Source organism: Pseudomonas arvensis (genome assembly GCF_056688935.1).
This window is the reverse complement of record NZ_CP162038.1, coordinates 2,223,686-2,238,150: the sequence shown is the minus strand read 5'-3', so window position 1 is coordinate 2,238,150 and position 14,465 is coordinate 2,223,686. Positions and strand designations below refer to the sequence as shown.

Below are 14,465 nucleotides of genomic sequence, written 5' to 3'. Positions count from 1 at the left end.
CAAAACGAAGCGACCCGCTTCAGTAACGTGGTTTGACGGTTTTCCAATCCGGTTGATAGCGCTGCATCTGTTTCACGTCGTCGCGCTGGCGAATGCCACACGTCAGGTATTGATCATGCAGCTTGCCCAATTGGTCATGGTCCAATTCCAGGCCCAGGCCCGGCGCGCGGGTGATCGTTACGCAGCCGTCGACAATCGGCAGTTTGCCGCCCTTGATCACCTCTTCGTCCGGCTCTTGCCACGGGTAATGGGTGTCGCAGGCATAGTCGAGGTTGGGCACCGATGCGGCCACGTGGGCCATGGCCATCAAGCTGATGCCCAGGTGCGAGTTGGAATGCATCGACACGCCCAGGCCAAAGGTCTGGCACATTTTCGCCAGTGCCTGGGTGTCGCGCAGGCCGCCCCAATAGTGGTGGTCGGCGAGCACGATCTGCACGCTGTCGAGCGCCACGCTGCGACGAAATTCGTCGAAGTCGGTGACCACCATATTGGTCGCCAGGGGCAGGCCGGTGCGTTTGTGCAACGCGGCCATGCCGTCCAGGCCGGGGGTCGGGTCTTCGTAATATTGCAGGTCGTCGCCGAGCAGTTCGGCCATGCGAATCGAGGTTTCCAGGGACCAGTTGCCGTTCGGGTCAATGCGCAGCGGCACGCCGGGGAAGGCCTTTTTCAGGGCCTTGATGCAGGACACTTCATGTTCGGGTTGCAGTGCACCGGCCTTGAGCTTGATGCTTTTGAAGCCGTAGGTGTCGATCATGCGCCGCGCCTGGGCGACGATCTGTTGCTCATCCAGCGCTTCGCCCCAGCTGTCGGGTTTGTAGGGTGAATCGATGTGCCGCGCATATTTGAAAAACAGGTAGGCGCTGAACGGGATCCGATCGCGGATCGCGCCGCCGAGCAGGTCCACCAACGGCACATTCAGCGAGTGCGCCTGCAGGTCGAGAAACGCCACCTCGAACGCCGAATACGCATTGCTCACCGCCTTGCTCGCATGGGAGCCCGGTGCCAGTTCGGCACCGGCCAGGCTCGCCGGTTTATGCGCGGCGACGGTGGCCTGCACAATGGCGCGCAATTGGTTGAGGTTGAACGGGTCAAGGCCGATCAGCTGTGACTGCACCTGCTGCTGGATCGCCAACGCCGGGGCATCGCCGTAGCTTTCCCCCAGGCCGATGTAGCCCGTGTCGCTCTCGATCTCGATGATCGAGCGCAGCGCGAAGGGTTCATGAATACCGCTGGCGTTGAGCAGTGGCGGGTCACGGAAGGCAATCGGGGTGACGGTAACGCGGACAATTTTCAAGAGGCGGCTCCCTGTGGACCGGAACGCAAGGCGTGAGGATGAGTGGAAGATTTGGACGCAGGCGGCACCGTGCCCCGAGGCGCGGTGCGGGCAAAAAACACCACCACCGCCGCCACCAGCGAAGTGGCCGCCAAGCCATACAGGCCGCCCTCGATGGAGCCGGTGGTCTGCTCCAGCAAACCGAAGGTGGTGGGCGCGACAAAGCCGCCCAGGTTGCCCACCGAATTGATCAAGGCAATCACCGCCGCGGCGATGCGTGCATCCAGGTAACCCTGGGGAATCGGCCAGAACAACGCCGAGGCGGCCTTGAAACCAATCGCCGCAAAACAGATGGCGACAAAGGCAAACACCGGCCCTCCGGTGGTGGACATGAACATGCCAAACGCGGCGATCACCAGCATCAGCGACACCCACGCCTGTTGGTACTTCCACTTGCTGGCCAGGGACGCAAAACCGTACATGGCGACGATGGAAATCAACCAGGGAATGGAGTTGAACAGCCCTACCTGAAAGTCCCCCAGGTTGCCCATTTTCTTGATCATGCTCGGCAGCCAGAACGTGGCGCCGTAGATGGTCAGGGCGATGGAGAAGTAGATGAAGCAGAACAGCGCAATCTGTTTGTCGGCGAGCAACTTGAACATCGACGGCCGCACGCTCTGGCTCGCCTCACGGGCCTGCTGCTCCAGCGCAATGGCGGCGACCAATACGTGCTTTTCCTCGTCGCTGAGCCACTTGGCCTGATGGGGATGGGACTGCAACCAGAACCACACGAACCCGCAGAGCACGATGGAGGCAAAGCCCTCGATCAGGAACATCCACTGCCAGCCATGCAGGCTCAGGCCACTGACATTGAGCAACGCCCCTGACACCGGCCCGGATATCACCGAGGCGATGGCCGAGCCACTGAGGAAAATCGCCATCGCCTTGCCGCGTTCGGCGGCCGGCAACCATTGGGTGAAGTAATAAATGATCCCCGGGAAAAACCCGGCTTCGGCGGCACCGAGGATAAAGCGCAGGATGTAGAAGCTGGTTTCGCCCTGCACAAACGCCATGGCCATCGCCGCCGCGCCCCAGGTGAACATGATGCGCGTCAACCAGGCCCGTGCGCCGTAACGTTGCAGCAGCAGGTTGGACGGCACTTCGAAGATCGCGTAACCAATGAAAAACAACCCGGCGCCCAAGCCATAGGCGGCCGCGCCAATGCCCAGGTCAGTCTCCATGTGGCTGCGCACAAAGCCGATATTGACCCGGTCGATGTAATTGACGATGAACATCACCACGAACAGCGGCAGGACATGACGCTTGACCTTGGCGGCCGCGCGGGCAAGCACGGTCGGGTCTGGCGGATTCTGGAGGGTATCCACGGGCAACTCCCATTCATTGTTTTTTTAAGGGACGCAGGGATCATGGACGCCGGGGATTCTTCCCGTCTAATTTAACTTGGCATTCGATTGATACCGGGATTAGATCAATGTTCGAGCTGACGCAACTGCGCTGCTTCACCACCGTGGCCACCGAGCTGAATTTCCGTCGTGCTGCCGAGCGGCTGAACATGACCCAGCCGCCACTGAGCCGGCAGATCCAATTGCTGGAGCACCACCTGGGGGTGGAGCTTTTTACCCGCACCACCCGCAGCGTCGCCCTCACCGCAGCGGGCCGTGCGTTTTTCATCGAAGCGCAGAACCTGCTGGAGCTGGCCCAGCAAGCGGCCGTCACTGCGCGACGCTTTGCCGAGGGCGATATCGGCACGGTCACTATCAGCTTCGTCGGCAGCGCGGTATATGAGTTCCTGCCCAAGGTGATCGCCGAAGCGCGGCTCAAGCAGCCCCACGTCAAGATCGACCTGGCCGAGATGAACACCTACCAGCAGTACGAAGCCCTGCGCGCCCGGCGCATCGACCTTGGCATCGTGCGCGCGCCCCTGCTGGAACCGGGCTACGCCACCGAATGCCTGGTGCGCGAGCCCTTCGTGCTGGCGGTGCCGAGCAGCCATCGGCTGGCCAAGGCGCAGACGGTCAGCGTGCACGACCTCGACGCCCAACCCTTCCTGATGTACGCCCACGCCGCCTACCCGCCGTTCAACGAACTGCTCACCGGCCTGCTGCGCTCGGCCCGTGTCGCGCCGGACTATGTGCAATGGCTGGGCTCCTCCCTGACCATCCTCGCGCTGGTCAACGCCGGCATGGGCCTGGCCCTGGTGCCCCGTTGCGCCAGCAGCGTGGTGTTCAGGAACGTGGTGTTTCGCGATATCGACCTGGGCGAAGGCGCGCAGAGCGAACTGCACCTGATCTGGCGCGAAAACAACGACAACCCGGCGTTTGCGATGCTGCTGGAAGGGATTCGCAGTGCAGTGCGCGAGGGGTGGGCCTGAAGAGCGGCGAACATCGGCTGTTGTTGCTCTTGCTCTGGCTTTGGCTCTGGCTCTGGCTCTGGCTCTGGCTCTGGCTTTGGCTTTGGCTCTTGTGGTGAGCGGGCTTGCCCCGCGCTGGGCTGCGCAGCAGCCCCAAAACCTGCCCCCGAGATTTACCGGAAGAAATGCGGTGTTCTTGATGGGGCTGCTGCGCAGCCCAGCGCGGGGCAAGCCCGCTCACCACAGAAAGCCCGCTCACCACAGAAAGCCCGCTCACCACAGAAAGCCTGTTGACCATAGAAAGCCTGTTGACCACAGACAATCGGTTCACCACAGAAAGCCTGTCGACCACAGACAATCGGTTCACCACAGAAAAGCCGGCCTCCACCCCCCTCAGCCACCCAATCCTGTTGAATCCTTGCCTGATCCTCTGAACATCACGGCTATGGCATAGATCCGCCCCGCGCAGTGGTCTAGAGTTCGACGATGGGCGACTTGCAGTCGCACCACTCCTATAAGAAATCAGCACCACCAACCGATGATCAGCAGGTGAGCCAGCCATGGAATTACGTATCAACCAAAAGGCCTATCAGGTCGATGCCGAAGCCGACACGCCCCTGCTGTGGGTGATCCGCGACAATCTGGGCATGACCGGCACCAAATACGGCTGCGGCCTGGCCCAGTGCGGCGCCTGTTCGGTGCTGGTGGACGGCAACGTGGTGCGTTCGTGCGTCACCCCGGTGGCCGGGGTCGTTGGCCGCGAGATCACTACCATCGAGGCCATCGAAGCCGATGACGTGGGCAAGCGCGTGGTCAGCGCATGGGTCGAGCACCAGGTCGCGCAATGCGGTTATTGCCAGTCCGGGCAAGTGATGGCCGCCACCGCGCTGCTCAAGCACACGCCCGCACCCACCAAGGAGCAGATCGACGCGGCGATGGTCAACCTGTGCCGGTGCGGCACCTACAACGCCATCCATGCGGCCATGGATCACTTGGCCACCGGGAAGGAGACTGCCTGATGAATACGCCAGCATTCATCCCGGGTGAGCCTGTCAACCTGTCGCGTCGGCGCTTCCTGGCGAGTACCGCCGTGGGTGCGTTGGTCATCGGTTTCGGCCTGCCACTCGGCTCGGGCCGGGTGCAGGCGGCCACCGGCGCCGCAGCCGAACGCGGTACGCAGGTGCCGGCATTCCTGGAGATTCGCCCGGACGGCACTGTGCGTTTGCTCAGCCCCTTTATGGAAGGCGGTCAAGGCACCCACACCGCCATGGCGCAGATTGTCGGCGAAGAACTCGACGCCGACCCGGCTACCTTCATCGTCGAAGCCGCGCCACCCGGCGAAGCCTATGTGGTGATGGACAACGGCATGCGCATCACCGGCGGCAGCATGTCGGTGCGCATGAGCTACCCGACCATGCGCCGCCTCGGTGCCCTCGCCCGCGCCATGTTGCTGCAGGCCGGTGCCGAGCAACTCGGTGTGCCCGTGGGTGAGCTGACCACCCAACCCGGCCGCGTGATTCACGCTGCATCCGGCCGTTCCCTGGGCTACGGCGAGTTGGCCAGCCGCGCCCTGGACATGCCAGTGCCTGACGCCGCGAGCATCACCCTGCGCGATCCGAGCCAATTCCGCTGGATCGGTAAACCGGTCAAGCGTGTAGACGCCTACGACAAATCCACCGGCAAAGCGCTGTACAGCATCGACCTGAAAGTCGACGACATGCTCCACGCCGCCGTGCAGCACGCGCCGCGCCTGGGCATGACCGCGGGCAGCCTGCGCAACCAGGCGCAGGTCGAAGCCATGCCCGGCGTGCACTCGGTGCATCAACTGCCCGGCGCCGTGGCAGTCGTCGCCGAACGCTGGTGGCATGCCAAGCGTGCGGTGGAAGCCATCCAGGTCGACTGGCTGGAACCAACTGCCGACTCCAAAGTCCGCGCCATGCCCGCTGACTTTTCCAGCGATGGTTTTCGCGACTTCCTCGCGGCCCAGCAAGGCCCGGCCCGTGACGACGAAAACGAAGGCGATGTGGCCGGCGCACTGAAAAACGCCAAGACCCAGGTCGAGGCCACCTACCACAACCAGTACGTCAACCACGCCCAGTTGGAGCCGCCTTCAGCCCTGGCGCGTTTCAACCCCGACGGCACCCTGGACATCTGGCTGCCTAACCAGGCGCCGGACATGTTCCGTGCCGACATCGCCAAGCGCACCGGCCTGGCGCCCGAGCAGATCAACCTGCATTCGCCGCTGCTGGGCGGTTTTTTCGGTCGGCACTTCCTGTATGACTCGGCCAGCCCTTACCCGCAGGCCATTGCCCTGGCCAAGGCGGTGGGCCGTCCGGTCAAGCTGATCTGGAGCCGTGAAGAAGAGTTCCTGCGCGATGTGCTGCGCCCGGTTGCGGTGGTCAAGTTCCGCGCCGCGCTGGATGCCGACGGCCTGCCCGTCGCCATCGAAGCGGTCAGCGCCACCGAAGGCCCCAGCGAAGCCATCGCCGGCAAACAGGGCGAAAAACTCGACCCCACCGCCCTCGAAGGTTTGTCGGGCAAGAGCTACGCCATCCCCAACAAACGCATCGCGCAGATTTACGTCAAAGGCCCGGCCATGCTCGGCTACTGGCGCTCGGTGGGTAACTCGCTGAATGACTTCTTCTACGAAGCGTTCCTCGATGAACTGGCGGACCAGGGCAAGCGCGACCCCTATGAGTTGCGCCTGCATCTGCTGCGTGACAACCCCCGGCTGACCACCTTGCTCAAGGCCGTGGGCGAGTTGTCCGGCGGCTGGAAACGCGGCCCCTACACCGCCGAAGACGGCACACGACGGGCGCGTGGCGTGGCCATGGCCTCGCCGTTCGGCTCCCACGCTGCGGTGATTGCCGAGGTGTCGATTGAACACGGCCAGGTAAAAGTGCACCACATCTGGGAAGCCATCGACCCTGGCAGCATCGTCAACCCGGCCATTGTCCAGGCGCAGGTCAACGGCGCGGTGGCCCTGGGCCTGTCGCAAACCTTACTGGAGGAAGCGGTGTACGTGGACGGCAAGCCACGGGCGCGCAATTACGACCTTTACCCGATCCTGCCGCCGTCCCGCATGGCGCAGGTGCATGTAAAGATCATCGAGAGTGGTGAAAAGATGGGCGGCATCGGTGAGCCTCCGCTCCCCGCTGTGGCGCCGGCCGTGGTCAACGCGGTGGCGCAATTGACCGGCCAGCGCGTGCGCAGCCTGCCATTAAGCCGACACACCTTCAGCTAACCGAGCGAGACCGCCCATGAACAACCGTCGATTCGCAAGAACCGTAGGCTGGCTCGCGCTGCCCTGCGTCGTCGCCGCCGGCCTGCTGGCCTGGTATGTCAGCCGCCAACCCGCTACACCGTTTGAAGCGCCACAGGCAGCCAGTGCCGACCCGGCCCTGGTCAGTCGTGGCGAGTACGTCGCCCGCGTCAGCGACTGCGTGGCCTGCCACAGCCTGGCCGGCAAGGCACCGTTCGCCGGTGGCCTGGAAATGGCCACGCCGTTGGGAGCGATTCACGCCACCAACATCACCCCGGACCGCACCCACGGGATCGGCACTTACAGCCTGGCCGATTTTGATCGCGCAGTGCGTCACGGCGTGGCACCGGGCGGCCGCCGGCTGTACCCGGCCATGCCCTATCCGTCGTATGCCAAGCTCAGCGACGACGATATCCAGGCGCTGTACGCGTTTTTCATGAAAGGCGTGCAACCGGCCAACCAGCCGAATATCCCCAGCGATATTCCCTGGCCGCTGAACATGCGCTGGCCCATCGCCCTGTGGAACGGCGTGTTTGCACCGACCGCCACCTACACCGCCAACCCCAACCAGGACGCGCTGTGGAATCGCGGCGCCTATATCGTCCAAGGCCCAGGCCACTGCGGCAGTTGCCACACACCGCGTGGCCTGGCGTTCAACGAAAAGGCTTTGGATGAATCCGGCAAGCCGTTCCTCGCCGGCGCCCTGCTCGATGGCTGGTACGCACCCAGCCTGCGCCAGGACCCCAACAGCGGTTTGGGTCGCTGGAGCGAGCCGCAGATCGTGCAGTTCCTCAAGACCGGCCGCAACCAGCACGCGGTGGTCTATGGCTCGATGACCGAAGCGTTCAACAACTCCACGCAGTTCATGGCCGACGACGACCTGGCCGCCATCGCCCGCTACCTCAAGTCGCTGCCCGGCGACCCGCAGCGCGACGGCACGCCTTGGCAGTACGTAACCGCCGCCGTGCGCCAGGACGTCCCCGGCGCCCACACCTACGCCACCCGCTGCGCCTCGTGCCATGGCGCAGACGGCAAAGGCCAGCCCGAGTGGATGCCACCTCTCGCGGGCGCCACTTCGGCCTTGGTCAAGGAGACGGCGTCAGCGATCAATATCACCCTCAATGGCGCACAACGCGTGGTCGCCGCTGGCGTGCCGGATGCCTACCGCATGCCGGCGTTTCGCGAGCAATTGTCCGACCAGGAAATCGCCGAGGTGCTGACGTTTGTGCGCGGCACGTGGGGCAACCAGGGCGGCGCGGTGGACGCCAAGGCGGTGGGCAAACTACGCGGGCATACAGACCCGGCAAGCAGCAGCCCGATTATTTTGCATATGCGTTGAAGGTCGCTCTTGCGACCCTTTCCACGGCGTGGTCATTAACCTGAGCATGCCGCGGAATAAAGGGCAATGTGCACAAACTTGGTATTGACCCGGCCCCGTGCACGCTGACCTATCTGACTACTCGCCGGTTCAAGTTCGCCTATTCTGACAATCAAAAAAGAATCCTTCTACGTAACGGATTGGCCATTACGCGCGCAAATATGTTGGCAATTTCAGCAAGATCGAGACCCAACTGACCGAGCGGAACATGGCAAATTCACACTACCGCTATTTATAGCTGGCCATCTTCCTGACTGACGGTTTCTTCAACTGCTTTTTAATACATATAAAGTATGCATAACGAAGAGATTCAGGATTCAATACGATGAGGCAAAAAACATCGCAAATCAGCAAAAGCACAAGGGCATAACCCTGGCCGACGCAGAACCGGTGTTCAACGATGAGATGGCCCTGACCATACAAGACCCCGATCACGATGAAGAGCGCTGGGTGACCATGGGCAGCGACGCGAGGGGACGAATTCTGGTAGTGACGTACACTTATCGCGATCCAAATTTCGTACGCGTTATCAGCGCCAGGCTCGCATCAAGAAATGAACGGCGTCGTTATCTGGAGGCTTGAACAATGAAAGACGAATACGATTTCACCCACGGCAAACGTGGTGCTGTCGCCAGCAACAAGGGCAAGACCCGCATCACCATCATGCTTGATGACGCGGTAATCGAAGCCGCCCGTGAACGCGCCGAAAGCGCCGGTACGGGCTATCAGACCGTGATCAACAATCTGTTGCGTCAGGCGTTGATTTCGCAACAAGCACACAATCTGGCTCCCGCCCCCAGGAAGCGGGCTAAAACCCTGCACGTTATCAACAATGGCATCAGCCTCTCTGAGGTTGAAGCGCTTGAACAGCAGCTCATCGCTGTCGCTGGCGAGCTGAATCGAGTGCTGGGAACATCCAGATCGGTCGATTGACCAAGGCTTATACCGAGGTCGACCAGGGCATACCTGGCGGTCAAAGCGCCTCAGGCAGAAAAAGCCCGCGTGCGCTCCGCGGGGTTGGTGTGTGCCGGTGCGGTTGCTGACGGGCTAGCTGTGCCTGAAGCTGTGCGACGGCATCCAATACCCGCTGCGCCCACTGCTCATCCTGGGGGTCCACCACGACTACGCGAAAACCGTGGTCCTGGCCTTCACTGTGCACGCCTTCGGAGTCATCCACGTGCAGGTCGATGTCGAAGGCCGGTGGGAATTTCGACGGTGCGTTCGACAGCCCGTGCGCCGTCAGCGCCTGGTTGTGCAGCACGCTGTTGACCACGCCGTCGACGCGGATGCCGTACAGCATCAGCCAGCGCCGGATATAGGACGGCGTACGCCCGGACGAGGTGTAGACCCAGACGCTGCAACCCTGGCGGCGCAGTTCGCGGGCCAGGGAGCGTGTGCCGATGCGCAGCGGCTCACCCAGCCAGCGGTGCACGCAGGCTGGCAGCCGGCTCGGCTCGACGTCGCAGTGGTGGAGCTGGCAGGCCAGGGTGTCGTCTATGTCGAATGAAATACGGATGCGCGGGCGCTTGAGCAACTGCGTCGGGAGGAGGCGCTGCATGGCCTGCCCTGCCCTGGCGAACAGGCGAGAACCGCTCATCAATGGCCCCCTTGATAGGCGGGCAAGGGCGTGTCCTGGAGAAAAAACCTCATTGGATCCGGTGCCTGTTCTTCCAGGAAGGCGGCGTATTTTTTCTTGATCTTGGGCAATTCGTACAACGCCTTGACTCCATGTTTGGCTGAGTTGCGGATGACCGACGACGGGTTGAAGTAACCCTCGGCGTTCTCCAGCGACAGCACGAACGGCGGCAAACCCGCACGCATCAGCAGATAGCTGACGATCAGCGAGCCGCTGCGGTGGTTGCCTTCAATAAACAACTGCGGCTTGCTGAGGATGCGCACATACACCCCGGCTGCGCGCTTCCACACCGATTCACTGCGATACGCGCAGTACCAGTTGTACAAGTCCTTGATGCCGCCCTCGACGTTGTTGAAGAAGTGTTCTTCGGTCGCCGCCAGGTGCTGGGCGTATTCCAGGCGACGGCTCGGGTCGCTGCCACAGAGTACGGTGGCGTTGATCTCCAGCATCAGGTTCAGTTGCTGAAGGTCAAACAGGTCGACGCCCCGCGCCACATAATCGTCAATCAGCGCATAGCCTTCAAGCACGTTGTGCAGCACTTCGTCCGTCAGTGGGTCGCGTGGCTCGGTGAAGTCCTGGCTGAGCGCGGCAAAGCGCTGCTGCACCTCACGCAGTGCGCGTTCAATCGCAGGCAGATCAAGGCGTCGCGTTGCAGGCATCAGCTGAACTTACCCGTGATGTAGTCCCCGGTCATTTGCTCGCGCGGGTTCTCGAAAATCTGCGCCGTTGGGCCCATCTCAACCAGATAGCCGGTGCGCGTGCCCTGGGAAATATCCACCGAGAAAAACGCCGTGGTGTCGGCCACACGGATGGCCTGCTGCATGTTGTGGGTCACCAGGGCGATGGTGTAGTCCTTTTTCAGCTCGACCATCAACTCTTCGACCCGGCGCGTGGCAATCGGGTCAAGCGCCGAGCAGGGTTCGTCGAGCAACAGCACTTCCGGCTCGGTGGCGATGGCGCGGGCAATGCACAAGCGCTGCTGCTGGCCACCGGACAGCGACAGGCCGCTGACCTTGAGCTTGTCCTTGACCTCATCCCACAGCGCGGCGCCTTGCAGGGCGTGCTTGACGCGGTCGCCCAGGTCGCCTTTGTAGCGGTTCAGGCGCAGGCCAAAGGCCACGTTATCGAAGATGCTCATGGAGAACGGGTTCGGCTGCTGGAACACCATGCCGATATAGCGGCGCACCACCACCGGGTCCACGCCCTTGCCGTAGACGTCCTGCCCGAGGAAGTGCACATGGCCCTCGAAGCGGAAGCCTTTGACCAGGTCGTTCATGCGGTTGAGGCTGCGCAGCACGGTACTTTTACCGCAGCCGGACGGCCCGATGAAGCCGGTGATCTTGTTCTTTTCGATCGGCACATGGCTGTCACGCACGGCCATGAAGTTGCCGTAGAAGATCTTGTCCAGCTTGCAGTCCATGACCACAGGCGCCTGGGTGACAAACGGAGCGGCTATTTGCGCAGTTGATACGTTCAAGATTCAGGTGCTCCCGTTTTCAATACTTTGGCTTGCCGAAAATACGGCTCACGATGTTCACGACCAGCACGATCATTACCAGTACCAGCGACGCCGCCCAGGCGAGTTCAAGCTGGTTGTCGAAGGGCATGCCGGAGAAGTTGTAGATCAGCACGGCCAGCGAAGCCGTCGGGTTCATCACCGCCAGGCTGCCGTCGTGGTAGATCCAGTAGTTGCTGAACAGCGCGGTAAACAACAGCGGCGCGGTTTCGCCTGCGGCGCGGGCCACGGCGAGCATCACGCCGGTGAGGATGGCCGGCAGGCCGGTGGGCAAGACGATTTTCCAGATCACCTGGGAGCGGGTGCAGCCCATGCCGTAGGCGGCGTCCTTCATGATCTTGGGCACCATGCGCATCGACTCTTCAGCGGTCAGCACCACGATGGGCAGCATCAGCACCGCCAGCGCCACGCCACCGGCCGGAGCCGAGTAGGTGCCGGTGGTCATCACCACCAAGGCGTAGGCAAACACACCGGCCAGGATCGAAGGCAGGCCGGTGAGCATCTTCGCGGCAAAGCGCGCGGCGTTCGCCAGTTTGCTCTCCGGGCCCAGTTCGGCGAGGAAGATCGCCGCCATGATGCCAACCGGCACCGCAATGGCTGCGGCGATGCCAACCATCACGAAGGTACCGGCCATGGCGTTGCCGAAACCGCCGCCGGTCTCGAAACCGGTGGGCGGCAGTTCGGTGAATACTTCAAGGCTCAGGCGCGCCCCGCCGCGCATGATCAGCATGTAGAGCACGGAAATCAGCGGCACGCTGGCCAGCAGCGCGCCGGTCCACACCAGGGTCGTCAACACCAGGCTGCGCAGGGCACGGCCTTCGAACCGGCGTTGCAGGCTGGGCAGCGCACCGGCGGGAGACGTCAGGTCGGTTGCGGCAGAAAGATCAGTCATCACTTATTACCCCGTTGGGCGTACATCATGATCATGGAGCCGAAGATGTTGACGATCAGCGTGATCAACATCAGCACCAGTGCGGCGTACATCAGCACCTCGATCTCGTTCGGCCCGGCTTCGGGGAAGTTCAGCGCCAGCAACGCCGCCAGGGTGTTGGCCGGCGCGAACAGCGAAAGCGAGATGTTGTTGGCGTTGCCCACCAGCATGGCCAGCGCCATGGTTTCACCGAGGGCGCGGCCCAGGCCCAACACCAGGGAACCGAAGATGCCGGTAGCGGCGGACGGCACCATCACCTTGAGAATCGCTTCCCAGTGGGTGGTGCCCATGCCGTAGGCGGCCTGCTTGGTTTTCATGGGGACGGCGGTGAGGGCGTCCTGGGACACGGCCGCGATGGTCGGCAGAATCATGATCGCCAGCACCAGCGCGGCTGGGAGCAGCCCCGGCCCGCTCAACGAGGTGCCGAAAAAAGGGATCCAGCCCAGTTCGCTGTTCAACCATGCGGTCAGCGGCCGAATCGCCGGGATGACCACGTAAATGCCCCACAGGCCGTAAACAACGCTGGGGATGGCCGCGAGCAGTTCGACGATGGTACGAAACACCGCCGCCAGCTTCGCCGGCAAGAAATCCTGAGTGAGAAAAATCGCCATGCTGACGCCAAAAACACCGGCGATCAGTAACGCGATAAAGGCACTGTAGAGCGTGCCCCAGATGGCCGGCAGAATGCCGTACTTGCCTTGATTGACATCCCAGACGCTGCCGAACAGCACGTCAAAGCCGTGCTTCTCCATGCCTGGGAGGGCCTTGCGCCCCACTTCAAACACCAGCGCAAACACCAGCGCCAGCACCAGCACCACGCCTATCCGCGCAAGCGCACGGAAGGTGCGATCAACCAGGAAATCCTTCGTCGAAGGTGGCTGGCAGGCAGAGTCCGGGTTACCCGGTACGACAAACGGTGTGTTCATTGGCTGATTCCGGAACAAGGGGGTAACTCTCCCGGCGGGGCTCACAGCGCCCGCCAAGAGAGGCCACACGAGCGTTACTGAATGTTGGCGGACGCTTTGCGAACCTGATCAACCACCGATTGCGGCAGCGGGATATAGCCCATCGAGTCGGCGATTTTCTGCCCTTCGGTCAGGCTGTATTCGACCATGTCACGCATGGCTTTGGCCTTGGCCGGGTTGCCGTTGTCCTTGCGGAAGATCATCCAGGTGTAGGACGTGATCGGGTAGGACTTGGCACCGTCCGGATCCGGCAGCCAGGCCACCAGGCTTTCCGGCATCTTCACTGCGGCCAGCGCTTCGGCACCGCTTTCGGCGTTAGGGACCACGTACTTGCCGGCCTTGTTCTGCAGCTGGGCAAAGTTAACCTTGGCCAGTTTGGCGAAGCCGTATTCGATGTAGCCAATCGCGCCCGGAGTCTGGCGTACGGTGGCGGTCACACCGTCGTTCTTCGGCGATTTGATGAATTTGTCGCTGGCGGGCCAGTTAACGGTGTTGCCTTCACCCAGGTCCTTCTGGAACTGCGGATTGATGGCCGCCAAGTGCTTGGTGAATACCGCAGTGGTGCCGCTGGAGTCTGCACGCACGACCACGGTGATCGGCATATCCGGCAGCTTCAGGTCAGGGTTGGCGGCGACGATCTGCGGATCGTTCCACTTGGTGATCTTGCCCAGGAAGATGTTGGAGTACACATCGCGGGGCAACTTCAGCTCTTTGGGATTGCCTGGCAGGTTGAACGCCAGCACGATCTCGCCCGCAGTCATCGGCAGAAGCTGCACGCCTTCGGCGACCTTGGCGATGTCTTCATCTTTCATGGCCGAGTCACTGGCGGCGAAGTCCACGGTTTTGTTCAGGAAGTCCTGGACACCCGCCCCGCTCCCCTTGGATTGGTAGTCAACCGTGACACCAGCGGTCTTCTTGCTGAAATCCTTGAACCAGGTGAGGTAGATCGGCGCAGGGAAGCTGGCGCCAGAACCTGTCAGACGGACGTTTTCGGCAGCAAATACCGAGGTGGCACTGAGAGAAACCGCAACGGCGAGTGCAGCAGACTTCATCAGACGTTTCATTCAGGGAAATCCTTGTGATTACGGGCTCCCGGAACTTTGCAGCAGCATTGTTACGCTTTTATGAAAATT

General features: G+C 62.1%; 14 protein-coding genes. 6 read left to right on the top strand and 8 right to left on the bottom strand.

The genetic code is table 11. From position 1 onward, the window contains the following. Positions 1-19: 19 nt before the first annotated feature. The gene (locus AB3G88_RS10385) at positions 20-1,294 is read right to left on the bottom strand and encodes a glucarate dehydratase family protein (protein ID WP_191948191.1); all 1,275 of its coding nucleotides are present in this window, start codon (positions 1,292-1,294) and stop codon (positions 20-22) included. After that, entirely contained in the window at positions 1,291-2,658 is a 1,368-nt protein-coding gene (locus AB3G88_RS10380) for an MFS transporter (protein ID WP_480453906.1), read from the bottom strand. The genes AB3G88_RS10385 and AB3G88_RS10380 overlap by 4 nt, the downstream gene beginning before the upstream one ends. A gap of 107 nt (positions 2,659-2,765) precedes the next feature. Here AB3G88_RS10380 and AB3G88_RS10375 point away from each other — a divergent pair, with 107 nt between their 5' ends. The 6 genes from AB3G88_RS10375 to AB3G88_RS10350 all read left to right on the top strand — a co-directional run bounded on the left by AB3G88_RS10375 (position 2,766) and on the right by AB3G88_RS10350 (position 9,217). After that, positions 2,766-3,665, top strand: a complete 900-nt coding sequence (locus tag AB3G88_RS10375; protein ID WP_480453905.1) for a LysR family transcriptional regulator — start codon at positions 2,766-2,768, stop codon at positions 3,663-3,665. Positions 3,666-4,204: 539 nt separating this feature from the next. After that, positions 4,205-4,663 (top strand): (2Fe-2S)-binding protein, encoded by a 459-nt coding sequence (locus AB3G88_RS10370; protein ID WP_099584532.1) that lies wholly within the window; start codon positions 4,205-4,207, stop codon positions 4,661-4,663. Next, positions 4,663-6,888 (top strand): xanthine dehydrogenase family protein molybdopterin-binding subunit, encoded by a 2,226-nt coding sequence (locus tag AB3G88_RS10365; protein ID WP_480453904.1) that lies wholly within the window; start codon positions 4,663-4,665, stop codon positions 6,886-6,888. The genes AB3G88_RS10370 and AB3G88_RS10365 overlap by 1 nt, the downstream gene beginning before the upstream one ends. Positions 6,889-6,904: 16 nt before the next feature. Beyond that, a complete protein-coding gene (locus AB3G88_RS10360; protein WP_480453903.1) occupies positions 6,905-8,245 on the top strand; it encodes a c-type cytochrome in 1,341 nt (446 codons plus the stop codon). A gap of 336 nt (positions 8,246-8,581) precedes the next feature. Continuing rightward, the gene (locus AB3G88_RS10355; RefSeq protein WP_099584529.1) at positions 8,582-8,866 is read left to right on the top strand and encodes a BrnT family toxin; all 285 of its coding nucleotides are present in this window, start codon (positions 8,582-8,584) and stop codon (positions 8,864-8,866) included. A gap of 3 nt (positions 8,867-8,869) precedes the next feature. Continuing rightward, positions 8,870-9,217, top strand: a complete 348-nt coding sequence (locus AB3G88_RS10350; RefSeq protein ID WP_112194678.1) for a BrnA antitoxin family protein — start codon at positions 8,870-8,872, stop codon at positions 9,215-9,217. 40 nt (positions 9,218-9,257) lie between these two features. Here AB3G88_RS10350 and AB3G88_RS10345 read toward each other — a convergent pair whose 3' ends face one another. From AB3G88_RS10345 to pstS, 6 genes are all read right to left on the bottom strand, one after another. Then, the gene (locus AB3G88_RS10345; RefSeq protein ID WP_480453901.1) at positions 9,258-9,881 is read right to left on the bottom strand and encodes a hypothetical protein; all 624 of its coding nucleotides are present in this window, start codon (positions 9,879-9,881) and stop codon (positions 9,258-9,260) included. Further along, the gene (locus AB3G88_RS10340) at positions 9,881-10,579 is read right to left on the bottom strand and encodes a hypothetical protein (RefSeq protein WP_112194676.1); all 699 of its coding nucleotides are present in this window, start codon (positions 10,577-10,579) and stop codon (positions 9,881-9,883) included. Before AB3G88_RS10340 ends, AB3G88_RS10345 begins: the two co-directional genes overlap by 1 nt. Further along, positions 10,579-11,340, bottom strand: a complete 762-nt coding sequence (gene pstB, locus AB3G88_RS10335) for a phosphate ABC transporter ATP-binding protein PstB (protein ID WP_217284518.1) — start codon at positions 11,338-11,340, stop codon at positions 10,579-10,581. Before pstB ends, AB3G88_RS10340 begins: the two co-directional genes overlap by 1 nt. Before the next feature lie 76 nt (positions 11,341-11,416). Beyond that, the gene (pstA, locus tag AB3G88_RS10330; RefSeq protein ID WP_099584524.1) at positions 11,417-12,328 is read right to left on the bottom strand and encodes a phosphate ABC transporter permease PstA; all 912 of its coding nucleotides are present in this window, start codon (positions 12,326-12,328) and stop codon (positions 11,417-11,419) included. Further along, entirely contained in the window at positions 12,328-13,293 is a 966-nt protein-coding gene (pstC, locus tag AB3G88_RS10325) for a phosphate ABC transporter permease subunit PstC (RefSeq protein ID WP_099584523.1), read from the bottom strand. Before pstC ends, pstA begins: the two co-directional genes overlap by 1 nt. 74 nt (positions 13,294-13,367) lie before the next feature. Next, a complete protein-coding gene (gene pstS / locus AB3G88_RS10320) occupies positions 13,368-14,396 on the bottom strand; it encodes a phosphate ABC transporter substrate-binding protein PstS (RefSeq protein ID WP_480453900.1) in 1,029 nt (342 codons plus the stop codon). Positions 14,397-14,465: the final 69 nt, after the last annotated feature.